Source organism: Sinorhizobium garamanticum (assembly GCF_029892065.1).
In the GTDB taxonomy this organism is placed as follows: domain Bacteria; phylum Pseudomonadota; class Alphaproteobacteria; order Rhizobiales; family Rhizobiaceae; genus Sinorhizobium; species Sinorhizobium garamanticum.
Genome location: NZ_CP120373.1, coordinates 3,375,160 through 3,400,638, shown reverse-complemented (window position 1 = coordinate 3,400,638; position 25,479 = coordinate 3,375,160). Strand labels below are relative to the sequence as shown.

General features: G+C 60.8%; 23 protein-coding genes and 1 pseudogene. 13 read left to right on the top strand and 11 right to left on the bottom strand.

Features of this window, described 5'->3' with window-relative positions:
* Window positions 1-79: 79 nt before the first annotated feature.
* Window positions 80-3,028, top strand: coding sequence for an excinuclease ABC subunit UvrB (gene uvrB / locus PZN02_RS16015; RefSeq protein ID WP_280658936.1), 2,949 nt, complete (start codon window positions 80-82; stop codon window positions 3,026-3,028).
* A gap of 6 nt (window positions 3,029-3,034) precedes the next feature.
* On the opposite strand, the gene PZN02_RS16010 is transcribed toward uvrB, so the two are convergent.
* Entirely contained in the window at window positions 3,035-4,552 is a 1,518-nt protein-coding gene (locus tag PZN02_RS16010; RefSeq protein WP_280658935.1) for an anti-phage dCTP deaminase, read from the bottom strand.
* Window positions 4,553-4,606: 54 nt separating this feature from the next.
* Between PZN02_RS16010 and PZN02_RS16005 the strand changes: the two genes are divergently transcribed.
* Window positions 4,607-4,789 carry a hypothetical protein gene (locus tag PZN02_RS16005; RefSeq protein WP_280658934.1) on the top strand — a complete coding sequence of 61 codons (183 nt, stop codon included), beginning with the start codon at window positions 4,607-4,609 and terminating at the stop codon, window positions 4,787-4,789.
* Window positions 4,790-4,862: 73 nt separating this feature from the next.
* Here PZN02_RS16005 and PZN02_RS16000 read toward each other — a convergent pair.
* Window positions 4,863-5,346 (bottom strand): annotated as a pseudogene (locus PZN02_RS16000) (molecular chaperone DnaJ); the annotation flags it as partial.
* A 320-nt stretch (window positions 5,347-5,666) separates the two neighbouring features.
* Between PZN02_RS16000 and PZN02_RS15995 the strand changes: the two are divergent.
* The gene (locus PZN02_RS15995) at window positions 5,667-6,374 is read left to right on the top strand and encodes a hypothetical protein (protein WP_280658933.1); all 708 of its coding nucleotides are present in this window, start codon (window positions 5,667-5,669) and stop codon (window positions 6,372-6,374) included.
* A 339-nt stretch (window positions 6,375-6,713) separates the two neighbouring features.
* On the opposite strand, the gene PZN02_RS15990 is transcribed toward PZN02_RS15995, so the two are convergent.
* Complete coding sequence (locus PZN02_RS15990; protein WP_280661522.1) at window positions 6,714-7,301, bottom strand: J domain-containing protein; 588 nt, start codon at window positions 7,299-7,301, stop codon at window positions 6,714-6,716.
* A gap of 531 nt (window positions 7,302-7,832) precedes the next feature.
* Between PZN02_RS15990 and PZN02_RS15985 the strand changes: the two genes are divergently transcribed.
* Window positions 7,833-8,045: a cold-shock protein gene (locus PZN02_RS15985; RefSeq protein ID WP_280658932.1), complete on the top strand. Its 213-nt coding sequence runs from the start codon at window positions 7,833-7,835 to the stop codon at window positions 8,043-8,045.
* Window positions 8,046-8,489: 444 nt separating this feature from the next.
* Here PZN02_RS15985 and dusA read toward each other — a convergent pair whose 3' ends face one another.
* Complete coding sequence (gene dusA / locus PZN02_RS15980; RefSeq protein ID WP_280658931.1) at window positions 8,490-9,629, bottom strand: tRNA dihydrouridine(20/20a) synthase DusA; 1,140 nt, start codon at window positions 9,627-9,629, stop codon at window positions 8,490-8,492.
* Window positions 9,630-10,027: 398 nt separating this feature from the next.
* Between dusA and PZN02_RS15975 the strand changes: the two genes are divergently transcribed.
* On the top strand, window positions 10,028-10,273 hold the full coding sequence (locus PZN02_RS15975; protein ID WP_280658930.1) for a hypothetical protein: 246 nt from the start codon (window positions 10,028-10,030) through the stop codon (window positions 10,271-10,273).
* Between the two features lie 23 nt (window positions 10,274-10,296).
* Here the strand turns inward: PZN02_RS15975 and PZN02_RS15970 are convergent, their stop codons facing one another.
* Window positions 10,297-10,725 (bottom strand): DUF4174 domain-containing protein, encoded by a 429-nt coding sequence (locus PZN02_RS15970; protein WP_280658929.1) that lies wholly within the window; start codon window positions 10,723-10,725, stop codon window positions 10,297-10,299.
* 416 nt (window positions 10,726-11,141) lie between these two features.
* Between PZN02_RS15970 and PZN02_RS15965 the strand changes: the two genes are divergently transcribed.
* The 4 genes from PZN02_RS15965 to PZN02_RS15950 all read left to right on the top strand — a co-directional run bounded on the left by PZN02_RS15965 (window position 11,142) and on the right by PZN02_RS15950 (window position 13,315).
* Window positions 11,142-11,381, top strand: coding sequence for a DUF982 domain-containing protein (locus PZN02_RS15965; RefSeq protein ID WP_225107129.1), 240 nt, complete (start codon window positions 11,142-11,144; stop codon window positions 11,379-11,381).
* A 263-nt stretch (window positions 11,382-11,644) separates the two neighbouring features.
* Complete coding sequence (locus tag PZN02_RS15960) at window positions 11,645-11,851, top strand: hypothetical protein (RefSeq protein ID WP_136510096.1); 207 nt, start codon at window positions 11,645-11,647, stop codon at window positions 11,849-11,851.
* 222 nt (window positions 11,852-12,073) lie between these two features.
* Window positions 12,074-12,760 (top strand): fumarylacetoacetate hydrolase family protein, encoded by a 687-nt coding sequence (locus PZN02_RS15955; protein ID WP_280658927.1) that lies wholly within the window; start codon window positions 12,074-12,076, stop codon window positions 12,758-12,760.
* A gap of 24 nt (window positions 12,761-12,784) precedes the next feature.
* Window positions 12,785-13,315, top strand: coding sequence for a gamma carbonic anhydrase family protein (locus PZN02_RS15950; protein ID WP_280658926.1), 531 nt, complete (start codon window positions 12,785-12,787; stop codon window positions 13,313-13,315).
* An 18-nt stretch (window positions 13,316-13,333) separates the two neighbouring features.
* Here PZN02_RS15950 and PZN02_RS15945 read toward each other — a convergent pair whose 3' ends face one another.
* The 3 genes from PZN02_RS15945 to PZN02_RS15935 are packed head-to-tail and all read right to left on the bottom strand — an operon-like array spanning window position 13,334 to window position 15,460.
* Entirely contained in the window at window positions 13,334-13,732 is a 399-nt protein-coding gene (locus PZN02_RS15945) for a Fur family transcriptional regulator (RefSeq protein ID WP_280658925.1), read from the bottom strand.
* Window positions 13,732-14,559: a zinc ABC transporter permease subunit ZnuB gene (znuB, locus tag PZN02_RS15940; protein WP_280658924.1), complete on the bottom strand. Its 828-nt coding sequence runs from the start codon at window positions 14,557-14,559 to the stop codon at window positions 13,732-13,734. Before znuB ends, PZN02_RS15945 begins: the two co-directional genes overlap by 1 nt.
* Window positions 14,552-15,460, bottom strand: coding sequence for an ATP-binding cassette domain-containing protein (locus PZN02_RS15935; protein WP_280658923.1), 909 nt, complete (start codon window positions 15,458-15,460; stop codon window positions 14,552-14,554). Before PZN02_RS15935 ends, znuB begins: the two co-directional genes overlap by 8 nt.
* A 149-nt stretch (window positions 15,461-15,609) precedes the next feature.
* On the opposite strand from PZN02_RS15935, the gene znuA reads away from it, so the two are divergent.
* Together znuA and PZN02_RS15925 are read left to right on the top strand one after the other, a co-directional pair.
* Window positions 15,610-16,629, top strand: coding sequence for a zinc ABC transporter substrate-binding protein ZnuA (gene znuA / locus PZN02_RS15930; protein ID WP_280658922.1), 1,020 nt, complete (start codon window positions 15,610-15,612; stop codon window positions 16,627-16,629).
* A gap of 139 nt (window positions 16,630-16,768) precedes the next feature.
* A complete protein-coding gene (locus PZN02_RS15925; protein ID WP_280658921.1) occupies window positions 16,769-17,971 on the top strand; it encodes a GTP-binding protein in 1,203 nt (400 codons plus the stop codon).
* Between the two features lie 651 nt (window positions 17,972-18,622).
* Here PZN02_RS15925 and PZN02_RS15920 read toward each other — a convergent pair.
* The gene (locus PZN02_RS15920; protein WP_280658920.1) at window positions 18,623-19,003 is read right to left on the bottom strand and encodes an RcnB family protein; all 381 of its coding nucleotides are present in this window, start codon (window positions 19,001-19,003) and stop codon (window positions 18,623-18,625) included.
* Between the two features lie 129 nt (window positions 19,004-19,132).
* Window positions 19,133-20,755: a glycoside hydrolase family 43 protein gene (locus tag PZN02_RS15915; protein ID WP_280658919.1), complete on the bottom strand. Its 1,623-nt coding sequence runs from the start codon at window positions 20,753-20,755 to the stop codon at window positions 19,133-19,135.
* A gap of 473 nt (window positions 20,756-21,228) precedes the next feature.
* On the opposite strand from PZN02_RS15915, the gene PZN02_RS15910 reads away from it, so the two are divergent.
* Window positions 21,229-21,804, top strand: a complete 576-nt coding sequence (locus PZN02_RS15910) for a TRAP transporter small permease subunit (protein ID WP_280658918.1) — start codon at window positions 21,229-21,231, stop codon at window positions 21,802-21,804.
* A complete protein-coding gene (locus PZN02_RS15905; protein ID WP_280658917.1) occupies window positions 21,801-23,603 on the top strand; it encodes a TRAP transporter large permease in 1,803 nt (600 codons plus the stop codon). The genes PZN02_RS15910 and PZN02_RS15905 overlap by 4 nt, the downstream gene beginning before the upstream one ends.
* Window positions 23,604-24,094: 491 nt before the next feature.
* Here the strand turns inward: PZN02_RS15905 and PZN02_RS15900 are convergent, their stop codons facing one another.
* The gene (locus PZN02_RS15900) at window positions 24,095-25,201 is read right to left on the bottom strand and encodes a TRAP transporter substrate-binding protein (RefSeq protein ID WP_280658916.1); all 1,107 of its coding nucleotides are present in this window, start codon (window positions 25,199-25,201) and stop codon (window positions 24,095-24,097) included.
* Window positions 25,202-25,479 lie beyond the last annotated feature (278 nt).

The window sequence follows — 25,479 nt, the reverse complement described above, 5'->3', positions numbered from 1 at the left end:
TCGGAAAAACACCCGTTTCGTTTCCCGTTTGTACTCATTCCCCCTTCACATTCGACCTGACTCTGTCCATATTCCGGCCATGGCCCAAAATCCGAAGAACTCCTCGAAGAAATCGTCAGCACCCAGCGGTTTCGAGGAAGCCCCGCAGGCGCCGCTTTCCGGCACGCCGCTGTCCGGCAATGTCTCCGACTGGGTGAAGCAACTCGAGGCGGAGGCGGAGGCAAGCACCTTCGAAAGCCAGCGCCAGCTCGCCTCCAAGGCGGGCAAGCATCGCAAGAAGGTGGAGTTTGCTGCTTCGAAGAAGACAGCCACGGGCAAGGCGGACAGCCCGCGCAGCGGCAAGGGCAAGGCCGAGACCGTCAGCGGAAAAACGGCACGCGGCACTTCCATGGGTGGCTCGACCGATCCGAAGACACGCGCCGCCGCGGGTCTCAATCCAGTCGCGGGCCTCGATGTCGCGCTGGAGGATGCCGACAAGCTGACGGCCGGTTCCGGCGTAACCGCCACCGTCGAGGCGCTCTCCAAGCTGATCGAGAGCGGCAATCCGCTGTTCAAGGACGGCAAACTCTGGACGCCGCACCGCCCGTCCCGGCCGGAAAAGTCCGAAGGCGGCATCGCCATCCGCATGCAATCGGACTACGAGCCTGCGGGCGACCAGCCGACCGCGATCGCCGACCTCGTCGACGGCCTCTCCTCCGGCGAGCGGAACCAGGTGCTGCTCGGCGTCACCGGCTCCGGCAAGACCTTCACCATGGCCAAGGTGATCGAGGCAACGCAGCGCCCGGCAGTCATCCTGGCGCCGAACAAGACCCTCGCCGCCCAGCTCTATTCCGAATTCAAGAACTTCTTCCCGGAAAACGCCGTCGAGTATTTCGTCTCCTACTACGACTACTACCAGCCGGAAGCTTACGTACCGCGCTCGGACACCTATATCGAGAAGGAATCCTCGATCAACGAGCAGATCGATCGCATGCGCCACTCGGCGACGCGCTCGCTGCTCGAACGCGACGACGTCATCATTGTCGCCTCGGTCTCCTGCATCTACGGTATCGGTTCGGTCGAGACCTATACGGCGATGACCTTCCAGATGAGTGTCGGCGACCGGCTCGACCAGCGGCAATTGCTCGCCGACCTGGTGGCGCAGCAATACAAGCGCCGCGACATGGATTTCCAGCGCGGCTCGTTCCGCGTGCGCGGCGACACCATCGAGATCTTCCCCGCCCACCTGGAGGATGCCGCCTGGCGGATCTCCATGTTCGGTGACGAGATCGACGCGATCACCGAGTTCGATCCGCTGACCGGCCAGAAGACCGGCGACCTGAAATCGGTGAAGATCTACGCCAACTCGCACTATGTGACGCCGCGCCCGACGCTGAACGCCGCCATCAAGGCGATCAAGGACGAACTGGTCTTTCGGCTCGAAGAACTGGAAAAGGCGGGCCGCCTGCTCGAAGCGCAGCGGCTAGAGCAACGGACTCGCTACGACCTTGAGATGCTGGAGGCCACCGGCTCCTGCCAGGGCATCGAGAACTATTCGCGCTACCTGACCGGCCGCAAGCCGGGCGAGCCGCCACCGACGCTGTTCGAATATATTCCCGACAACGCGCTGATCTTCATCGACGAGAGCCACGTCACCATTCCGCAGATCGGCGGCATGTATCGCGGCGACTTCCGCCGCAAGGCGACGCTGGCCGAATATGGCTTCCGCCTGCCCTCCTGCATGGACAACCGGCCGCTGCGGTTCGAGGAATGGGACGCGATGCGTCCGGACACGATCGCCGTCTCGGCGACGCCGGGCGGCTGGGAGATGGAACAGTCCGGCGGCGTCTTCGCAGAACAGGTGATCCGCCCGACCGGCCTTATCGACCCACCGGTCGAAGTGCGCTCGGCCAAGACGCAGGTCGACGACGTCCTCGGCGAAATCCGCGAGACGGCCGCCGCCGGCTACCGCACACTCGTTACCGTGCTCACCAAGCGCATGGCCGAGGACCTCACCGAGTACCTGCACGAGCAGGGTGTGCGGGTGCGCTACATGCACTCCGACATCGACACGCTGGAGCGTATTGAGATCATCCGCGACCTCCGCCTCGGCGCCTTCGATGTGCTGGTCGGCATCAACCTGTTGCGCGAGGGCCTCGACATTCCCGAATGCGGCTTCGTCGCCATCCTCGACGCCGACAAGGAAGGTTTTCTGCGTTCGGAAACCTCGCTGATCCAGACGATCGGCCGCGCCGCCCGCAATGTCGACGGCAAGGTCATCCTCTATGCAGACACGATCACCGGCTCCATGCAGCGCGCGATGGAGGAAACCGCCCGCCGCCGCGAGAAGCAGATGGCCTACAACCTCGAACACGGCATCACGCCGGAATCGGTGAAGGCGAAGATCTCCGACATCCTCGATTCGGTATACGAGCGCGACCACGTCCGCGCCGACATTTCCGGCATCTCCGGCAAGGGCTTCGCCGAAGGCGGACACCTCGTCGGCAACAATCTCCAGGCGCATCTCAACGCACTCGAAAAACAGATGCGCGACGCCGCCGCCGACCTCGACTTCGAAACCGCCGCCCGGCTCCGCGACGAGATCAAGCGCCTCAAGGCCGCCGAACTCGCCGCGCTGGATGATCCGTTGGCACGGGAAGAGGCGCGGTCGCAGGAAAGCGGCAAGCGGGGCAGCAAGGGCGCGCCCGGGCCAATCTCCCCCCCTGTGGGGGAGATGTCCGGCAGGACAGAGGGGGGTGCTTCCGGGAGCTATTTCACCAAGCCTTCGATCGACGACATGGGCCCTGGCACCGACACCGAACGCCCCCTCTTCCGCAAACCCGACCTCGACGAAATGGGCCGCGACGTGGCGGTCCCTGCCGGCAAAGAGCAATCGCTGTTCCGCAAGAACACGCTCGACGAAATGACCGTCGGCCGGACGGAAAAGCCGGTGACGGGCAAAGTACCGGAGAAGCCGTTAATCCGGGCGAATCCGGGTGTGGGGTCCAAGGGGCGCACGAAGGGGAAAACGGGACGGCCCGGGCGGTAATCCAAGCTAGTCGGTTAAAGAGCCACTTCGCTCCATCTTATGTAGAGCCGCTTTGAGGCTTTCTAAAACTGTGTCTTCAAGTTGTGCATAGAAGGGAGATTTCAGATCAACAAACGGTATTTTTTTGTTATCTATGTAATCCTGAAGCCGGCCATCTCCATCCTTTCGTTTGCTTCTCTGAAAGAATTCGCGATAACGCCTAGGGGTTATCCCGTAAAAGTGGGTAAACTCGACGGCAGGATAGCTTTTGTACTCGCCACGCTCTTGGCTATCTATATCAATAGAGTCTGCATGAAGCCGCGAAGCCAAGCTTTTGGGATACGGCTCTAGATATACAACCCTCTTTATGCCACTCGAAACGATGTGCTTTGCACACATGTGACAAGGGAAGGTTGTTGTATAGAGTATAGAATCTTGCAACGCGCCGCGAAGTCGCGCAGCATCTGATATAGCTGACATCTCTGCATGCACAATGCGTCCATACTCAAGAGCATCCATCAAACTTGAGTCATGCAGACTGTTGACCTGCTCTTCACTTAATTGGTCCCATGAAATCCCAACTTTTTTGACTATTTCCTCAAGTATCTCTTGTTTTCTTTTGTCGTTAGAGTCGACCTTTCTCCTGAACTCCCTGTCATCGAACTCATCATCAGGCCAATATGTTCCGCCCCCAGCCTTTGGCACCTCATTGGAGCCCATAGCAATAACTTCACCTTTTCGACTGAAAATCGCTGCTCCAACTTGCCGTGAAAGATCTGAGGTTCGCAACGCGGCCGACTTCGCCGCAAACATGCCATACTCGAGTTTTGTAGGCGTTATAACGTTCGAAGAGAAAAGCAGTTCAAGGAAACGGTTTAACTGATCAGTTAAAGAAGGTTCCCGCACGTCTCTGTTCAAAATTAAATCCGCGTCATGAAAGATTTTGGCTACCCGTTGCCCAAACTTCTCTTTAACTTGGTTTTCATCAATATCAACCAACTGCTCGGCACTAGAACGAAATGAAGTGTGACTCGCCTCCGCTGCGTCTTCCGCAAATTTTCGCGCGAGATAATCCACTCTAGAAGATCTCATTGAATAGACAGATATTTGAAAGAAAATCTTTCCATAGACAGACCTAAGTAGTTCTATCTCCTCAGGTCTCTTAAACTGATGAAGTATATATACGTTTTTCGTAAATTTCTCATTGTTTGGAGAGCTCTGCTTAATTCTCGTTTCGACAATCGTCTGTATTGTTAAAGCCGCCAAGACGGATGGATCGCTAGAAAATCGCCTGAGTTGGTTACCGTAGGAAATATGGCTCTCGTATCGCTTAAACAGAGGCTTTTCGATGAGCCGATCATCTGGCTTAATTATTTTCGCCATCTGCTTGAAAACGTCCGTGACGCGAAGTTCGTGCACTTGGTAGTCGACGGATAAGAAAAACTTCCGAATTTCGGCAATTGTATCATTAAGCGAAGTCCCTATTGGCGCAACGAGGCCAATCACAATTTCCGGAAATTCCAGGCGAGGTATCAACTGCGTCATGGATTGAAGTCTCGAATCGTGTAAGCTGACATTTGATCGCAAGGAGGGCACAAAATGGTTGCAAAATCAAACAAAGCTAATGCAACTCAAGCGGCAGCTCGGCGCTTAGAAAAAGTGATCGCCTCGCACAGGATTTACTTCTCGGATTGGCGCTCACATAAGTTCGACGAAGGCTCTTCATCGCGAGAAGCCGAGCGATCCAACCAACTTCGCCAGGATTCCCAAAAGAGCAAATAATCGGGCGGATACCGCTGCGAACGCGCCAAATACGGCGTACATTCGTAGGTGATGGATAAGTGGCGACGAGCTACTATACCGCTAATCCGCCGCGCGCCATCATCTCTATCGCCTCCAGTTCATAAGAATACCCTTCCAGCATCAAATACGCCTGCTCGATGGCTTCGATCTGCGCCTCGGCGATCGACTGGCTGCGTGCGCGCAGCATTGAGCCGAGCACGTCGGTCTCCGGCCCGCGGCCAAGGGGATCGCGGTGCTTGCGGACACGGGAGCGGTGGCGCTCGAGTTCGAGGATGTGGAAGCGGTTCTTGACGATGTCGCGGAGAGTTGCGGCGCATGGCGGCGACCGGATCGAAGTTGCGGCGCTCGTGCTATCGAGGCACGAACTCGTTAATCAGTGTCTCCAGCATCATCGACCCCCTAAAAATTCTAGGATCGGCGGGCTGCGGATCGTAGCCGGTGTCGTCATAGACCTTGCGGCGCAGCGAGTCCTTGTGCAGGTCGTAGGCCGTCTGCAGCTTGCCGAACTGCTCGGCATCAACGCCCAGACTTCCGTGCTATGCGTCAACAACGACGACGGCGAATTCACAAGGCCACACGCAGATATCCGAGCACCTGCAGCGCCGCGCGTCCAATCGGGCGCGCAACACTTTGAAATTGCTGCATGATTTTGCCCTTAAATCGATTCCGATTTAAGGAATCATGCAGTAGCGGCAACGAGTGTGAACCGGGTTATAGCGGACTGCGCGATCTTCCACCTATCATCTGAAAATCTCCGGCATTCCTCGTAGTAGCTTCCACCATAAAACCCCTAATTTTTTAAGGAACATTCCCGCCGATACGCAGTTCAGCCTCTACTAATTTAGGGAGGTGTAAAATGAAAATCCTAAATTCACTTTTCGCGAGCACCGGCCTGGCTATGATGTCGGCCGGGTTTTTAGCATCGACGGTAGTCCCGGCGTGGAGCCAAGACGTCGAGCGCCCCATACTTACCGCTGAGCAGTGTAGCCCCCTTACCGAGGCGAACTATCAGGTCTGCTGCATTGCTCGCAACAGGACTGAAATCCTGACAGCCACGGAAATCGAGCAATGTCCGCCGATGTCCACGGCCCTGACGGGTGCAGCCAGCCAGTCCACGGACCGCACCAATGGCCAGAACGGCGGCGGTCCCGGCGGTGGCGGTCCCGGTGGCGGCGGTCCCGGTGGCGGTGGTCCCGGTGGCGGTGGTCCCGGTGGCGGCGGCGATGACCCCGGCAATGGCGGCGGTGATCCCGGCGGTGGCGGTGGCGACCCCGGTGGCGGCGGCGGTGATCCCGGTGGCGGTGGCGGTGACCCCGGCAATGGCGGCGGTGACCCCGGCAATGGCGGCGGTGACCCCGGCAACGGCGGTGGTGATCCCGGCAATGGCGGCGGTGATCCCGGCAACGGCGGCGGTGATCCCGGCAACGGCGGCGGTGATCCCGGCAACGGCGGCGGTGATCCCGGCGGTGGTGATGCCAGCGAGCTAGGCAACGGCGACGTTGAACCCGGCGGTGGCGCTGGTGATCCCGGTGGTGATGCCAGCGAGCTAGGCAATCAGGATTAGGGAGATCAACCCAGCAAACCGCCACGCCAGATGAACAAGCAAGTCGCGCCGGCCCCTTGCGGCTGGCGCGAGTTCCTCGTCGCCCTCACCAAGAATGCAGTGGATCGGATCAGGTCCGTTCCGGGCTTGGCCAGGCAACCACACTGCACTCCGTCTTGAAACACACCCTCCGGCGTGCATCGCACTTCGCCAAAGGAAAGCCGCTTTGAAGCAGGTTGGGCCATAGCGATCGGCGCAACAACCGCCCGAAGCAGGATGCACGACAGAACGGCCGTCGAAATCATGCTCGTGCAGCCCAAGCGAGTTTATCGCTTCTAAATCAAAGCGACATCCTGCCCCCTACTCCGCCGCCCTCGCCTTCACCTCCAACGCCTCCAGCTCATACGAATACCCCTCCAGCATCGTATATGCCTGCTCGATCGCCTCGATCTGCGCTTCGGCGTTCTTGATTGCATCGGCGATCGACTGGCTGCGGGCGCGGAGCATCGAGCCAAGCACGTCGGTCTCCGGCCGGCGGCCGAGGCGGTCGAGGTGTTTGCGGACGCGGGAGCGGTGGCGCTCGAGTTCGAGGATGTGGAAGCGGTTCTTGACGATGTCGTCGGAGAGTTTGCGGCGCATGGCGGCGACCGGATCGAAGCTGCCGGGCTCACGCTCGTCGAGGATAAAATCGTTGACCAGCGCTTCGAGCATCATCAGGCCCTTGAGGTCCTTCGGATCGGCGAGCTGCGGATCGTAGCCGGTGTCGTCATAGACCTTGCGGCGCACCGGATCCTTGAGCAGGTCATAGGCCGCCTGCAGCTTGCCGAACTGTTCGGCATCGCCGCCGCGGTCGGGATGCGCCGTCTTGACCGCCTTTCGATAGGCGGTCCGGATCGCTCGCGCGTCGGCGTCGCGCTCAATTCCAAGGAGGACATAGGGATCGATCACGCCGGGCACCTGTTCTTCATCAATGCAATATTCCTCTCGGTTCAGACCTACCGGTTCGCTGCGCCGGCAGCAAGCCCATGGCGGTCGATCCGTGATCGCCACGCTCAGCCGAGCGTCGGGACGAAAATGTGGTCAGAAAGAGGCAATCCACGACAATTCCGGATCGAGGCGCGTTCGAGGAAGTGGCGCAAAAGGCTGCATGCAAGGCATTGCAGCTGGCGATCACCGCATCCTGAAACTCCGCTTGCCTTTTTTCGCGAAAGCTGCCACTCCTATCTTTGTTCGGGCGTTTTCAATCCCGGAGACTGGACTTTCGTTTGAGCCCGGCCATTCGCCGGGACCGCCGCAAGCGGCATCGTTGACGTCTTTTCCCCGATATCGTGACCACTCGACGCCTTTCAGTGCCGATAGCGCTGAAGACGACCCGTTCGCATCCCCCCGGGGGCGCGGACACTACCTGCGGCAGCCGATGCGTGTTATTGAAGCACTGGGTTGCGGCAAAAGACAGACTGAAGGAAAAGGACTTCTTCCATGGCCACCAAGGGCACCGTAAAATTCTTCAACCAGGACAAGGGTTTTGGTTTCATCACGCCGGAAGGCGGCGCGAAGGACGTATTCGTCCACATCTCCGCCGTTCAGGCCGCTGGCCTCGCAACCCTGCAGGACGGCCAGCAGGTCTCCTTCGACACCGAGCCGGACCGCATGGGCAAGGGCCCGAAGGCCGTCAACCTCCAGGCTATCTAAGCCGGACGTTTCGGTTGGAATTTGAAGAACGGCGCTTCGCAAGAGGCGCCGTTTTTTTGTTGGCGCCGTGCAAAGCCCCTCATCCGGCCTGCCGGCCACCTTCTCCCCGCGAGCGGGGCGAAGGGACTCGCGGCGGCCTCTTAAGTCCCCTCTCCCCGCGGGCGGGGAGAGGGCTAGGGTGAGGGGCAAGCGCCGAATCTGGACATCCATCGACGATGGTGCTCCGAAACGGCGCGGCCTCTCGCTGCTCCGTCAGTCCTATGCTCGGCACAGGAATCCAGCGCGCCCAAGTCCTTGGGCGCGCGAGATGCTTGGACGAAGGAAGCCGAGAGGACGTGTCTTTTCGGTATAAATGGAGACATTCACAGCGCGGACGCGCTGTGGCTGATTTCCTGTGACGGGCACAGGAATGAGGGCGGACTGGAAGAGCCAGGAGCTCCGCTCCTACTCCGCCGCCTGCCGTGCCGTTGCCGCCTCGAACACGGCGTCGAAGGCGGCGTGGATCACCTCCGGGCCGGCACCCTTGCGGGTGGCGTCGGCGGAGAGCAACTGGCGGTAGCGCCGGGCGCCGGGCCAGCCCTGGAAAAGGCCGACCATGTGCCGGGTGACATGGACCAGCCGGCCGCCGTTCGCAATGTGGGTCGCGGCGTAATCCGCCATGGCGTCGCGCACGCCGGCCCAGAAGTCGAGCGACAGGCGATGGTCGCGATCGTTGAAGGCATGCGGCTCGATCGGTTCGGGTGCCGCACCGGTCAGAGGATGGGCGAAATAGCCGTCGGCGGCGGTCAGCAGGCCGCTGTCATGGTAGGCGGCGCGGCCCAGCATGACGCCGTCCAGCGCCGGGCCGTTGCCGGCCCCGGCGGCAGGCTCGACAGCCGCGCCTTGCGGCAACAGGCGATGATCCAGATGCGAAAGCGCCTGATCCAGATTCTGAAGACCACCGTTGAGACCGATGAAAAGATTCTGATTTTCCGCCTTCAGACGATGGACGAGGTCATAGTCGAGCGGCGGAATCTCGCGGTTTTCGCGAGGGCTCAGACCTTGCAGCCAGGCCTTGCGCGCATGCACCCAGACGGCATCCGTGCCGGCATCCTTCACGCGGGCGACGAGGTCGCGCAGCGCCCGCTCCGGATCCTGGTCGTCGACGCCGATGCGGCATTTGACGGTGACGGGAATTCTGACGGCCGCCTTCATCGCCGCGACGCATTCGGCGACGAGCGCCGGCTCCTGCATCAGGCAGGCGCCAAATGTGCCCGACTGCACCCGATCTGACGGGCAGCCGACATTCATGTTGATCTCGTCGTAGCCGAAGCCTTCGCCGATCCGGGCGGCCTCCGCCAATTTTGCGGGATCATTGCCGCCAAGCTGCAAGGCGACCGGGTTCTCCGAGGCGTCGTGGCCGAGCAGCTTCTCGCGATCGCCCCGCAGGATCGCATCGGCGACGATCATCTCCGTATAAAGCAGCGCATGGCGCGAGAGCTGCCGCGCTAAGAAGCGGTAGTGCCGGTCAGTCCAGTCGATCATCGGCGCCACGGCGAAGACCGGCGCCTTGAAGTATCGGGAATTTCCCGGATTTTCAGCCATTGGCGACAATTCTCTCATGTTCTCTCGGGTTCGCATGACGCCCTCTGGCGCCGCGACGGATCGCTCGCGGCCGGCGCCATATCGGAGCGGCAGTGCAGAACTCCAGCGCCGCGCGTCTTTTGAGACGCGCAAAGGTCGCTGCAGCACTTTGAATCGCTGCATGATTTTATCCTCAAATCAATTCCGATTTGAGGAGTCATGCAGTAGGGCGAGCCCTTATACCGCGCGGATCCGGATAAGGCGAGACTGCCGCCCTGGCCGTTCGTGCGACGGAGGCTTCGAACCACGCGGCCGCTGCAACTATCTCGCGGTCGATCACGTATTTCCCAGCAGAAGGATTTACCGTGATGGAACCAGCCGGATGCTCGCGGAGTTCCTTTTCGGAGCGAGGAAGAACGATGGCTAAAGCACTTGCACAAAACATCTGCCCCGATCATCGCAACCGCGATCTCGAATGCCAACGCGCGATGGACGACGATTTCAAGCTGCTCATCGCCGTTGCCGAAAATGAAGGCTGGAGTTGGCAGGAGATCGCGCTGGCTTTGATGGAACTCACCGAGGACTATGTGGCGGCAATGCGCCTTGATGCCCAAATGAGGGAAGGCGCCTCGCTGGGAGTGCCGATTTCAAAGATGTTACATTGACCTGCCGCGCTCGAACTCCTGCGTCAGTTCTCCGACGGCTGACGTGATGGCCTGGCGCCGCCCCTGAACAGCGCGAAAAGCTCTGCCGGCATTTTCGGCTCGGTTGCGTGAAGTCTCACCGATCCATCCTTCCCCACAACCACAACGGTGAAGTCGCGAACCTCGTTGACGTCGAGGTCCTCGCGGATCTGGCGTGCGTCGAGGTCGCCGCCGGCTCCGTATAAGGGCACTGCGGAACCGCCCCTGACACGCAGGACGACGACATCGTTACGCGCAAGCTCGCGGCGCTTCGCAAGGAGCAGCTTTTCCTGATGCGCCGCTTTTTCGTTTGTCAGGTCGCAGAAGATAACGATGACGCGATTCTTCCATTCGAATTGGGCGAGACTGCTGCCGGCGTACTGCGAGAGGGAAGGTTCGCCAAGAATTTCGGCCACCAGTGATTTTGTCCACATTGTTCTTTCCTAACACGACAGAAGACCTCGCGCCGTCCCAACTCGGCGCGCGATCGACCACGATGAACTCCTTAGGGAATGCCACCCGGTTCGCCACCGTCCAGGGCAATCGTCCGGCCGCTCCCCTCAGAGTCTACGGAAACGAAACCCATGTGAAGCACGATGGTTCCTCCGGCGCACGAGGCCCCGCAAAATAGCGGACAAACCGGAATTCCTGCGCTACATTGAAGCGCTTGGCCTACAGCGCCGTGCGCTTGTCAGACGCGCAAAGGACGCTGGTGCACTGTGAATTGCTGCATATTTTATTCTTAAATCGGTTCAGATTTAAGGAAACATGCCGTGGGCGCGCGTCCGAGGAGTACGGAACCTGTGCCCATCTGACGACGTTGTCGTTCATGATCTCAAGGAGGAGAAGCATGCATCAAGTGTTGTGGAGCCATCCGATCGAGCTCGGTTTGACCCGTAACGACGTGCGCATGGTCAAGGGACCGTCCGACGCGCTGAGATGCCTGGCGGACCAGTGGCCCCACCGTGGACCTTACTACGTCGCCGCCCGCAGCGCCTGCCGCGCGGCAATCGAGGGTCGCCGTACCGTCGAGGAAGCCCGCAAGCTCTTTATTTCCGCCGCCAAGGAGGCGCATCTAGAGACGCATTGAGGCACCGGCGCTACGCGGCAGCCAGTTACCGGCTCCGTCTAATTGCGTACGATATCCGCTTCCGACCTAAGCGATCGCAGGCGGAAAGTGTTACTTTTCGTATCCGCATATCTCGAAATGACACAGAAATCTTCGCGAAACTGCCCGATTTCTGTCGCGAAGCGTTCATTTCTCTCAGTTATATTCTGAGGTGCCTCACAAAAACCAATTTCGGAGAGCTTTAGTCCACACCAAGGGGAAAAAAATAAGACGGGAGAGCCAGCATGAGCGAGAGTCATCTCTACCGCATAGTCGAAGTCAGCATGAAGCGCGAAAGCGGCCGCAAGGACATCGGTATCATGACAGTCCGACAGGCCCTTGAACTTCCCGAAGTACCCAGCCTCGAATACAGCCATCCGGAGCTCAACTCGCGCTCGGACGGCCGGTTTCTGACACGCGACCAGCTTAAAGCCTACGTGCGCTGCGCCTGATTGCAGCCGCCGTGTCGAACCATCGGCATAACTTTGCCTTTTGCGGCAGCCCTTCCGGCTGCTAACGTCCAGCTTCAGATTCGCCGCAGTGACGCGCATCTATCGATACGCAAGGTCGCTGCGGCGATTTTCGCCGCCGGGTTGATCGCGGTAGCAATTCAAAGTGCTACAGCGACCTTTGCGGGTCCAATCGGACGCGCGGCGCTGTAGAAGGGGACGATCATGGAAACAGTCATACCGCCCTCGCCGCCCGTGCTGCTGCCGATTTCCGGCAGCCTCGTGGGCTTTCCGGTCCGGCGCGTCTATTGCGTCGGCCGCAACTATGCCGCCCACGCGATCGAGATGGGGCATGATCCCGACCGCGAACCGCCCTTCTTCTTCCAGAAAAATCCGGACAATCTGCTGCCGCCTGGCGAGGAATTCCCCTACCCGCCGCGCTCCTTTGATGTGCACCACGAGGTGGAACTGATCGTCGCCCTGCGCAGCGGCGGCGCCGACATTCCCGTCGAGGAAGCGCTCAACCACGTCTATGGATACGCCGTCGGCATCGATTTCACGCGCCGTGACCTCCAGGCCGAAGCCAAGAAGGCCGGCAAGCCCTGGACTGCAGCCAAAGCTTTCGAGCATTCCGCACCGGTCTCGGAGATCGTGCCGGCCGAAGCGATCGGCCACCCGAGCAACGGCAATATCTGGCTGAAGGTCAACGGCGAAACGCGCCAGCAGGGCGATCTCGACCAGATGATCTGGAAGGTACCCGAGATCATCGCCGAGCTTTCAACGACCTTCACGCTTGCGCCGGGTGATGTCATCATGACCGGAACGCCTGCAGGCGTCGGCCCGGTTCAGCGTGGCGACGTCGTCACCTGCGGCGTCGATGGCATCGCCGCGCTCTCGGTCACTGTGATCTAACCTGGCGCCAGGGAGGAAACACGCATGCCGCTCTTCGCACTTGGACCGCTGCGGCCTCAAAGGCCGGCTGAAGGCAGCTATTGGATCGCCCCTGATGCCAACGTCATCGGCCAGGTGGAAATCGGCGAGGATGTCGGCATCTGGTTCGGTGCGACACTGCGTGGCGACAACGAGCCGATCCGCATCGGCGCGCGCACGAACATCCAGGAAGCCGTCATCATCCACGTCGACCCCGGTTTTCCGACGACCATCGGCGAAGGTTGCACCATCGGCCACCGGGCGATCATCCACGGCTGCTCGATCGGCGACAATTCGCTGATAGGCATGGGCGCAATCGTGTTGAATGGCGCGCAGATCGGCAGGAACTGCCTTGTAGGCGCCAATGCACTCATCACCGAAGGCAAGCAATTTCCAGACAATTCGCTGATTGTCGGTACACCAGCCAAAGTGATCCGCACGCTTGATGACGCCGCCGTCGAGAAGCTGAAGCGTTCCGCCGAACACTATGTGAAGAATTGGCAGCGCTATGCCGCCCAGTTCACGCGGCTGGACTGACGCTCACGCCGACACAAATCAGGCGGCGCAACTCTTGCAGTGGCCGCGGATCTCGATCGTCGTCTTTTCGGTCTTGAAGCTCTGTGCGCGCACGAGCGCCGAAAGGCGCTCCTCGATCGCCGCGTCGTTGAACTCCGTCACCTGGCCGCAGCCCTCGCAGATGGTGAAGGCGGTGACGCCGCGATCATGCTCGTGCTCATGCGGGCAGGTGCAGGCCACGAAGGCGTTCAGGCTTTCGAGCCGGTGGACGAGGCCGTATTCGAGCAGCTTGTCGAGCGCGCGATAGACCTGCAGCGGCGCGCGAAAACCCTGGTCGCGCAGCTTGTCGAGAATGGTATAGGCGCTCATCGGGCCTTCCGAATGGGCCAGCGCTCCCATCACCAGCGACTGGTTTTTCGTCAATTGCGGCGTGACCATCAATGATGCCCTCCATGCGAAGAATGTGATGCGCTTTCGAGCTGTCTGCCGATCGGCAGGAGACTCAGCACGAACAGCGCCAGCGCCGCAACCACGATAGACGGTCCCGACGGCGTGTCGAAGTGGAGCGAGCCAAAAAGGCCGCCGACGACGGCGAGCGCGCCGATCAGCGAAGCGAGAACGGCCATGATCTCCGGCGAGCCGGCAAAGCGGCGCGCGGTCGCCGCCGGTATGATCAGAAGCGACGTGATCAACAGGATGCCGACGATCTTCATGGCGATGGCGATCACCAGCGCCATCAGCAGCATGAAGAAGAGCCGTGTCCTCTCTGGCCGCAGGCCTTCGGCTTCCGCCAGTTCCGGATTGACGGTCGAGGCAAGCAGCGGCCGCCAGAGATAGACGAGCGCGAAGATCACCAGAATGCCGCCGCCCCAGATAATGTCGATGTCGGCCTCGGAGACGGCGAGGATATCACCGAAGAGAAAGCCGACGAGATCGATCCGAACCCAGGTCATGAAGGCGACGATGACGAGGCCGATCGACAGGGCCGAATGCGAGAGGATGCCGAGCAGCGCGTCCGTCGACAGCGCACCGCGCTTCTGCAGGAAGAGCAGCAGAAGCGAGACAACGGAGGCGACGATGAAGACGCTGACCATCAGATTGAGTTCGAGGAGCAGCGACAGCGCCACGCCGAGCAGCGCCGAATGGGCCATGGTGTCGCCGAAATAGGCCATGCGCCGCCAGATGACGAAGCAGCCGAGCGGGCCGGCGACCATGGCGATGCCGATGCCGGCAACGAGCGCGCGGATGAAGAAATCGTCAAGCATCGCGCTTCTCCGCCTGTTCGAAGCCCTGGAGTCGCGTGTGATGGCCGCAGCCGCAGTCCGGATCGTGATTGTGCACGTCCTCGGCTTCCTCGTGGTGATGATGCCCATCGCCCGGGAAACAGCTTTCGGTGATGCTGCCGTCGGCATGCAGCACGCGGCCGTCCGGCAGGTGCGTATGGTCGTGATGGTGGCTGTAGACCGCGAGCGTGCCCGCTGCCCGCCGGCCGAACAGCTTCAGATATTCCGGGCTCTGGCTCACCGCCTGCGGCGTGCCGCGGCAGCAGACATGTCCGTTGAGGCAGACGACAGTATCGGTCTCGGCCATGACGATGTGGAGATCATGCGAGATCAGCAGGATGCCGCAGCCTGTGCGGTTGCGGATCTGCTTGATGAGTTCGTAAAGCGCAATCTCGCCGGAGAAATCGACGCCCTGCACCGGTTCGTCGAGAACAAGCAGGTCAGGCTTGCGGGCGATTGCGCGGGCAAGCATTGCGCGCTGGAACTCGCCCCCCGAAAGATGCTGCACTTCCGCTTTTGCCATGTGCAGCATGCCGGTTGCGGCGAGCGCCTCCTCGATCTCGCGCCCCTTCAGCGGCCCGGTCAACGTCATCAGCCGCTCGACGGTCAACGGCAAGGTCCAGTCGACGGCAAGCTTCTGCGGGACATAGCCGACCTTGAGCCCAGCGACCCGCTCAACATGGCCCTCGTCCGGCTTCAGGACGCCGATCGCGGTCTTCGCCGTCGTCGATTTTCCCGAGCCGTTCGGACCGATGAGAGTGACGATTTCGCCGCGGCTGATCGAAAACTCGACGCCGCGCACGAGCCACCGCCCGTTCCGGCGGACCCCGGTGTTATTGAGGCTGACGAGCGGCCTCGTTTCTGGCGATCGGAGATTCAGCATCAAAAAATTCCGGATTGATGGTTGCCACTGGCTATCGCACACGTTATAGCATAACGCAATTGATGTAATAACATTACATGGCGAGCCTGCGCAACGCCGATGCGCAGAGGCTGCCCAACATTTTGAACCTGTAAAGCTCGGAGACCCCGATGAAATCGACGCCTGCCCTGCTCTTTGCATCCACCGTCCTTCTCTCCTCTCCCGCCTGGGCGGATGCACCCAATGTGGTGGCTTCCATCAAGCCTGTGCACTCGCTGGTCGCTTCGATCATGGAGGGAGTCGGAAAACCGTCGCTTATCGTCGAGGGCGGCGCCTCGCCACATACCTACAACATGAAGCCCTCGAATGCCGCGGCACTGCAGGAGGCCAAGGTGGTGTTCTGGGTCGGCCACGGCCTCGAGGCCTTCCTGGACAAGCCGCTCGAAGCGCTCGGCAGCGGCGCCAAAGTGGTGGAACTCGGCGAAGCGCCCGGCCTTGAGAAGCTGAAGTTCCGCGAGGGCGGCGCGTTCGAGGCGCACGCGGACGACGACGAAGGCCATGAAGGCGACAGTCACGGTGCCGAAGAAGCTGCCCATGACGGCCACGAGCATGAAGAGCACGCCGCCGAACAGGAGCCGGCTAACGATCATGACCACCATGCCGAGGGCGAGTTCGACATGCATATGTGGCTCGACCCGATGAACGCCAAGGCGATGGCCAACGAGATCGAAAAGGCGCTCGCCGAAGCCGACCCCGCCAACGCCGCCGCGTACGAGGCCAATCTGGACAAGCTCAACCAAAGATTGGATGCACTGGACAAACACCTCGCCGAGACTGTGGCGCCAGTCCAGGACAAGCCTTTTGTCGTCTTCCACGATGCCTATCAATATTTCGAGCATCGCTACAAGGTGCGGGTCGCCGGCTCCATCACGGTAAGCCCCGAGGTGCTGCCCGGCGCCGAACGGCTTTCCGAAATCCGTGCCAAGATCAAGGAGCTGGGCGCGACCTGCGTCTTCGCCGAACCGCAGTTCGAGCCGAAGCTGATCAACGTCGTCATCGAGGGCACCCCGGCAAAATCGGGAACCCTCGACCCCGAGGCCGCAACGCTTGATGCCGGTCCGGACCTCTATTTCCAACTGATGGAGAACATCGGCACATCCTTGAAATCCTGCCTCGCTTCGGCGAGCTAAAGCAGTTCTAGGTGTAACGGTTTTCCGTCCGGAATTGCGAATTCCAAAAGTCGTCCTCCCAAGACGGCGAAGGCGGGCTGCAAAGTCCGCCTTTTCTTTCCCGTGTTACTGTAACGATATAACATATGGACACCATGCAATGGAAAAACTCCCCGTCACCGTCCTTTCCGGGTTTCTCGGCGCCGGTAAGACGACACTGCTGAACCATGTGCTTTCCAACCGCGACGGTCTGCGCGTCGCCGTGATCGTCAATGACATGAGCGAGATCAACATCGACGCCTCGCTGGTGCGTGACGGCAGCGCCAATCTTTCGCGTACGGAGGAACAGCTCGTCGAGATGACCAATGGCTGCATCTGTTGCACACTTCGCGACGATCTCCTGCGCGAGGTGCGCAACCTCGCCGAACAGGATCGCTTCGACTACCTGCTGATTGAATCGAGCGGCATTTCCGAACCCCTGCCAGTCGCGATCACGTTCGACTTCCGCAATGAAAATGGCGAAAGCCTCGCCGACGTCGCCCGCCTCGACACGATGGTGACGGTGGTGGATGCAGCCAACCTGCTCGCCGATTATTCCTGCCTCGACTTCCTCGCCGACCGGGGCGAAACGGCGGGCGAAGGCGACATCCGCACGCTCGTCGATCTGCTGGTCGAGCAGATCGAATTCGCCGATGTGATTGTCCTCAACAAGGTGGGAACGGCGTCGGCGGAACAACTCGACGCCGCGCGCAAGATCATCGTCGGTCTTAACCCAGACGCGAAACTGATCGAAACCGATTTCGGCAAGGTGGAACTGCGCGAAGTGCTCGGCACCCGCCGCTTCGATTTGCTCAAGGCCGCGCAGCATCCGCTCTGGTACAAGGAACTCAACGGTTTCAAGGATCACGTTCCGGAAACGGAGGAATACGGTATCAATTCCTTCGTGTATCGCGCGCGCCAGCCCTTCGATCCGATGCGCTTCCAGACCTTCCTGAACCAGTCATGGCCGGGCGTGCTACGCGCCAAGGGCTTCTTCTGGTTGGCCACGCGCCCCTATCACGTCGGCGAGCTGAACCAGGCCGGACCGCTGGTGCGCACGGGCAAGATGGGGCTCTGGTGGGCGTCGGTGCCCAAGGAGCAATGGCCGCGCGACACGGACTTCCACAAGGCGATCGCCCCCTATATCGATCCGGTCTGGGGCGACCGGCGACAGGAGATCGTCTTCATCGGCGCCGATCCGATGGATGAGACGACACTTCGCGCCGGGCTCGATGCCTGCCTGATCAAGGAAGACGCCTTTCGGCCGGAGCGCTGGCGCGATCTGCCGGATCCCTTCGCGAGCTGGACGCAGCGGGCGGCCTGATGTCGGGCGTCCCGTCGCGACGCAAGCTCCGCTTCGTTTGCACGGCGTTGAACGCAGTGGGGCGGCCTGTGCCGATGTTCGATCCGTTCTTCGACGAGGAAGCGGCGGTTGCACCCTCGGAGGAGCAAGGACCGATCGAGCTGTCGCTTTTCGGTCCGCGCGAGCAGGAGAGCCTCCCGACTCTCCTCCGACCGCACACGGCGCCCTCTTTTCGAGGTCGGGCCTAGAGCCCTTCAGGGTTAAATGGAAGCAGTTCTGCCGGAGCAGGTTTTCGTCAGGGCAGAGGCGATCGGCGAAGGGGCGTACCCGGATGTATGTCCGAGCCGATCGCCTCTGAGCCTGGCGGAAAGATGCCCGGCCCTTCGGGTTGGCTGAAACGGGCCGCCTGATCGGCCGGCCGGCTTGGCCGTATGCTTTGGCTACGCCGCGCGCCGGCCGGTCGCCCATCCGACTCCGTTTGAGCCAACAGAACTGTTTCCATTTAACCCTGAAGGGCTCTAATGCATGGTTCCTCAAATCGGAATCGATTTGACGACAAAATCATGCAGCGATTGCTACAGCGACCTTTGCGCGTCTCAAGAAACACGCGGCGCTGTAGTCGGACGAGAACGAGGCGGCCTGCGGGCCGCCACCGCTCCAAGCTGCTGGGGATCAGTGCGCCGCGGCAAGCCCGACGATCACGCCCGTCGCGAGGCTGATCAGCAGGAAATCATTGTCGACGCGCACCCATTGCTGGCCGCGTGGCGGTGTGCGCAGCTTGTAACGGCGGTAGTCACGGACATAGGCCATGTGCCGGCGCTCTGCCGCGCTTAGCCGATGGCCGCGCGCCCAGCGATGCTTCTTGATGATCACCCGTTTTTCGACAGTCTTCTCGACGTGCCGATCGACCCGCTTGTCTACGTGGCGGTCGACTGACTTGGACCGGTAACGGTCATGCGCCTGCGCAACCTCGAAAGATCCGGACGGTTGGGCGAGAGCCATAGGGCTTGCCAGGAAGGAGCTGGCGACCAGGGCAATGATGAGACGTTTCATGAGGGGCTTCCTTTCGTTGTCTGCCCCTCGAAACTAGAGTTCCCTACATGAACCGTAGATGAAACGTCAGATTACATTTATGTAATGATAATCGTCGTTTATGATTGTTTCCTTATAAATTGAATTCATTCAGACAAGCGCCTGATAACGAAAATGATCGAAATCGGCCGGCAGTGCGCTGCCCGAAGTATCGAAGGCGAACATGCCGGCGAAGGCGCCGGTGAACGAGCCGTGCTCGCCCCGCCCGCCTTCGTCGGAAACCACGCCGGCGTCGAGCACCGGACCGATCGCCTGCCATGTGTCTCGCGCCGTCGCTCGCCAGAAGAACTGGAGATCGTTGTCGCGCACTTCCATCGCGAGGTGGATCGCTCCATCCGGAACCGCGACGCCGCTGCCTACCGGGAACTCCAGGCGGCCATGCGGAAAATCGCCGGGGCACGAGAGAATGGTGACGACCCGTCCGAGCTTCTCGTGCCAGGTGACGCCCAACGCATGGAACTTGTGCCTGTTGTAGTAAAGCGTCAGGCCGGCCACCTGCTGATAAGTCTCGGGTGCAAATTCGACGACGGTCTCGGCCCGGAACGAATGGTGCTCCTGCCGCCGCGCCACCAGCGCCTGCTCGAACCAGCTGCCGATGCTTTCCCGCCCGAACAGCCTAAGGTGCCCTTCCCGCCACGTCAGCGAAAAGATGCGATCGGCCACAGGCGTGCGCAGCCACTGGAACTCGAACGGGAGCTCGGCCTCGTCGAAATCGGTCTCGACCACGCCTGGTTGCGCGACGAAGCTCGTGCCTGCCGGCGCCGGAACGGTGGCGTCCGGGACCGTGCCGCCGTTTTCGAGGTACAGCCAGCCATCCTCGCGCCAGACGCATTTCTGCAGCGCCGTCTCGCGGCCGAGGGTGCAGCGCCGTTTCGGCGGCAGCGGGCGGCCGCAAAGGTGGGTGTGATAGGCCTGTCCATCCGGCGTCTCGACATATTGCCCGTGCCCTGCCCGCTGCAGCGCGGCTTCGGGATGGTCCTTCGAGGTGATGAGATGGGTATTCGGATGCAGCTCGTAGGGGCCGTCGATGGTGCGTGAGCGCGCCATGGTCACCGCATGGTCATAGCCCGTGCCACCCTCAGCTGTCGTCAGGTAGTACCAGCCGTTGCGCTTGAAGAGATGCGGTCCCTCGACCAGGCCGAGCGAACTGCCGGCGAAGATGTTCTTCACCGGACCGACGAGCCGGCGCGTGCGCTCATCCCACTCCTGCAGGAGAATGCCGTCGAAAGCCGGGCTCTTCGGCGCGCCGCCGAAGCTCTCCGAGCGGTGGTTCCACTGCATGTTGAGGAACCACTTGCGGCCATCGTCGTCGTGAAAGAGCGAGGGATCGAAGCCGGAGGAATTGACATAAACCGGATCGGACCAGGTCGCCTCCACGGCTTCGGCCGTGACGATATAATTGTGCGCGTCCTTGAAATTGCCGTCGAAGCGCTTGACGTCGGTATAGACCAGCCAGAACAGCCCGTCGGAATAGGACAGGCACGGCGCCCAAACGCCGCAGCTGTCGGGGTTGCCGCGCATGTCGAGCTGGCTTGCCCGCTCCAGCGGCCGGCGCACGAGCCGCCAGTTCACGAGATCGCGCGAATGGTGGATCTGCACGCCCGGGTACCATTCGAATGTCGACGTGGCGATATAATAGTCGTCTCCAACGCGGCAGATCGACGGGTCCGGGTTGAAGCCCGGAAGGATCGGGTTGCGGATAGTCGCGACCATAGCTTGCCTCTTCCCTAGATCACGATGATTTTGGGTCGAATCGACCCAAAAACCTTAAACGTGATCGATACTAATAAGTTAGAGCGGGATGCGGGCGGAAAACCGCTCACACTTTTCCTCATCCCGCTCTAGATTCTTGGCGAGCGCATCCAGCCCGAAACTCCGAACCGTTTCAAGACCCGTCACGCCGGTTCCTGTGCAGGAAGGAGCAGGCCGAATTGTCCTGCTCCCGAATCGCCTGAGCATGGGCGAAACCGGTGTCCATTCTGTGGAGAGCTCGCATGGAGCAAACGGCGATCCCCACGCCCACCTGCCTAAGTCTTGGGCATTTTCCGCTGCCCTGCATTCGACTTTCGTCTGAGACTGTCTCCCCATCCCGGAAAATCGGGCTTCGGACTTGAAAGGGGGCTTGAAATCGGCACTGTGACTGTGCTTGGCGAAAGATAAAAACAGCCATTGCGGGGAGGATCTTGATGAAACCGTTACTCGGCTTCAGCCGATTGATTGACACCATCACCGAGAATATCGGCAAGGCGGTCGGCTGGCTCATTCTGGTCGCCGTGCTCGTCAGCGCGGGCAATGCCGTCATCCGAAAAATCTTCAACATGTCGTCGAATGCCTGGCTCGAGGCGCAGTGGTATCTCTTCGGCGCAGCCTTCATGTTCGCTGCCGCCTATACGCTCAGCCAGAACGAACACATCCGCATCGACGTCGTCTACGGCAGTTTCTCGCGCCGTGTGCAGCACTGGATCGACCTCTTCGGTCACGTCTTCTTCCTGATGCCGTTCGTGCTGCTCATGCTCTATTACCTCGTGCCCTACGTCCGCATGTCCTATGTGTCGGGCGAAGGCTCGTCCAGCGCGGGTGGGCTGATCATTTGGCCGGCAAAGGCCATCCTGCTCATTGGCTTCATACTGCTTGCCCTGCAAGGTGTTTCGGAAATCATCAAGAAAATCGCGATCATGACGGGAAACATGGACGATCCCACCCCCTATGTGGCGGCGCACGCGCCGCTTGACGAAGCTGTAGGTCCGGAGGTGCGCTCGTGATTGAGTTCATTGCCGAAAACCTGGCACCGATCATGTTCGTATCGCTGATCGTGTTCCTGATGCTGGGTTATCCCGTCGCCTTCTCGCTCGCCGCGAATGGCCTCCTGTTCTTCATCATCGGCGTGGAACTCGCGCCGCTTTCGGATTCGATCAATCTCTCCTGGCCGTTGCTCAACGCATTGCCGGAACGATTCTGGGGGGTGATGTCCAACGACACCTTGCTCGCTATCCCCTTCTTCACCTTCATGGGCATCGTGCTCGAGAAATCGGGCATGGCCGAGGACCTGCTCGACACGATCGGTCAGCTCTTCGGCCCCGTCCGCGGCGGTCTTGCCTATGCGGTCATCTTCGTCGGTGCGTTGCTTGCGGCAACCACCGGCGTGGTCGCGGCCTCGGTCATCGCGATGGGGCTGATCTCGCTGCCGATCATGCTGCGCTACGGCTATGACCGGCGGGTCGCCTCGGGCGTCATTGCCGCCTCCGGCACGCTGGCGCAGATCATCCCGCCCTCGCTCGTGCTGATCGTCCTTGCTGACCAGCTCGGTCGCTCGGTCGGTGACATGTACGCCGGCGCCCTCATCCCGGGCCTCGTCCTGACGGGCCTGTACATGGGCTACGTCCTGCTGATGTCGTTCCTGAAGCGCGACTCGATGCCGGCGCTGCCGCTGGAGGCCCGCACGCTCGGTTCGGGCGTCACATCGCTTATCATCGCCCTGATCGCCGCGGCGGGCATCGCCTATGCGGCGCACCTCTACTTCTCGCCGACGCAAGGCGAGAACGCGGACATCCTCGGCGCGACGGTCGGCGTTGCGATCATCTACATGGTCGCTCTGATCGACCGCGCGCTCAAGATCAATGCGCTCTCCCGGCTGGCCCAGCAGGTCATCATCGTCCTCATTCCGCCGCTCGCATTGATCTTCCTCGTGCTTGGCACGATCTTCCTCGGCATCGCCACGCCGACGGAAGGCGGAGCCATGGGCGCGGTCGGTGCCCTGATCATGGCAGCGGCCAAGGGGCGGCTTAGTCTCGATGTCGTACGAGGAGCACTGACGGCCACGACGCGCCTTTCGGCCTTCGTGCTGTTCATCCTGATCGGTGCACGCGTCTTCTCGCTGACCTTCTACGGCGTCAACGGGCATATCTGGGTGGAACACCTGCTGACGGCGATGCCGGGCGGCGAAACCGGCTTCCTGATTGCGGTCAACCTGCTGGTCTTCTTCCTGGCCTTCTTCCTCGACTTCTTCGAGCTCGCCTTCATCATCGTGCCGCTGCTCGCTCCGGCAGCCGACAAGCTCGGAATCGACCTGATCTGGTTCGGCGTGCTGCTCGGCATCAACATGCAGACGAGCTTCATGCACCCGCCGTTCGGCTTCGCGCTCTTCTACCTGCGCTCGGTCGCGGCCAGGGTGCCCTACCTCGACAAAGTCACCGGCAAGATGACCCAACCAGTCACCACCGGCCAGATCTATTGGGGTGCGGTGCCTTTCGTCGGTATCCAGATCCTCATGGTGGCGCTGACGATCATGTTCCCGCAGATGGTTATGCACTACAAGGGAGGCGGCGCGGCCGTCGATCCGTCTACCATCAAGATCGAGGTTCCCGGGTTCGGAACGGGTGGCGGCGGACTGACGCTGCCGGACAACGGCGGCGGTCTTGGCCTTCCGGGCGGCCTGCAACTGCCGGGCGGCAGCCCACTCGACAACCCTCAGCAGCCGGCCCAGCCGGCCCAGCCGAACAACGCACCCGCCCAGCCGAACAAGCCGGCGACCGATCTCAGCGCACCGCCGTCGTTCAACTGACGCGGCAATCAGGCCTGAAAGTCACAAAGCAGGCCGGCCAACAACAACAAGGCCCGAATGTCGAAGTGGCATTCGGGCCTTTTCCGTTTGCTATCGTCCCTTACAGCGCCGCGCGTCTTATCAGACACCACGGTACACGACCGCAGCTCAATTGGTTTGGCGTATCCGTTTTTCGCCCTCATTCCTGTGCTTGTCACAGGAATCCAGCCAGCCCAAGTCCTTGGGCTGAAAAGACTCTTCCGTGCCGCAGACGCGGCGCTGCTGGATTCCTTTGACGAGCACAGGAATGAGGACAGGAGGAGATGCATTACCGTACCGGAACTAGCGAGGCAGAAGCTGGTTACTGTCGTGTACTGTGATCAGACGCGCAAAGAACGCTGTAGCGTAGAATGAGTTCTGTGGTTGCATGCCGGTATTTCGAAACCACCACAGCAAAGAAAAACCCCGGAGCCAAGCCCCGGGGTTTTTCGTTTCTGCGATGATGCAGCGGCTCAGACCTTGCCGTTCCGCTGCTGGATCATCATGAAAGTATCGTAGTTGTACTCGGCGATCTGTGCGTTGAGATAGTACTCGGCGCGGAAGGCCTTGATCGAGTCCCAGATCTTCTTGAAGGTGGGGTTCGCAGCTTCCATCTCCGCATAGACTTCGTTCGACTTGTCGAAGCAGGCGGACAGAATTTCCGGGCTGAACGGGCTGAGCTTTGCGCCGGCACCCACAAGGCGCTTGATGGCCGACGGGTTCAGGTAATCGTACTTCTGCAGCATGTTCGCGTCGGTCGCCTGGCAGGCAGTGCGCAGCAGCGACTGATAGTTCTTCGGCAGGCCGTCGAAGGCCGCCTTGTTGAACATCGCGTGCACCGTCGGGCCGCCTTCCCACCAACCGGGATAGTAGTAGTACGGCGCAACCTTGTAGAAGCCGAGTTTTTCGTCGTCATACGGACCGACCCACTCCGCCGCGTCGATCGTGCCCTTTTCGAGCGCCGGATAGATATCGCCGCCGGCGATCTGCTGCGGCACGACGCCGAGCTTTTCGACCACCCTGCCGGCGAACCCGCCGATTCGCATCTTCAGGCCCTGCATGTCCGCTACGGTCTTGATTTCCTTGCGGAACCAGCCGCCCATCTGCACGCCGGTGTTGCCGCCCGGGAAGCCGATGAGGCCCTGGGTGGCGAGGAACTCGTTGAAGAGATCGATGCCGCCGCCGTGATAGTGCCAGGCGTTCATGCCGCGCGCGTTGAGCGCGAAGGGCACGGCAGCGCCAAGCGCCCAGGTCGGGTCCTTGCCCCAGTAGTAATAGGCAACCGTGTGGCAGGCTTCGACGGTTCCGGCAGCCGCAGCGTCAGCGGCCTGCAGACCGGGAACGATTTCGCCGGCAGCGAAAACCTGGATCTGGAAATTACCGTCCGTCGCTTCGGAGACGTATTTCGATAGCACTTCACCGCCGCCGTAGATCGTGTCGAGCGACTTCGGGAACGACGAGGCCAAACGCCAGTTGATCTTCGGGTTTGCCTGCGCGATGGCCGGCGATGCGAGCGCCGTAGCGGCAGCCGCACCCAGGCCGCCAATGCTCGCGTGTTTGATGAATGAACGGCGATCCATAATTCCTCCCTATTTCCCGCCATGACGGTTGCGGCCGCTCTCCGCGACATCTCCCGTCGAACTCTTCCTCGGCCCGCTCCAGCGCGTCGAGGGCTCATTTCTCCTCGTTTTGCCGGCCGCGCACACGCAAAACGTCGCGCAAGCGGGACCGGCACCACTGCACCATACATATTCACTAATGCATGTCCAGCGACGGTTTTCCGGCGCTCTCTTCGACTTTTGTCTAAGGCGCCGGAGATAAGTCAATATTGCCTAAAATCGAGGCAAATCAATGAATT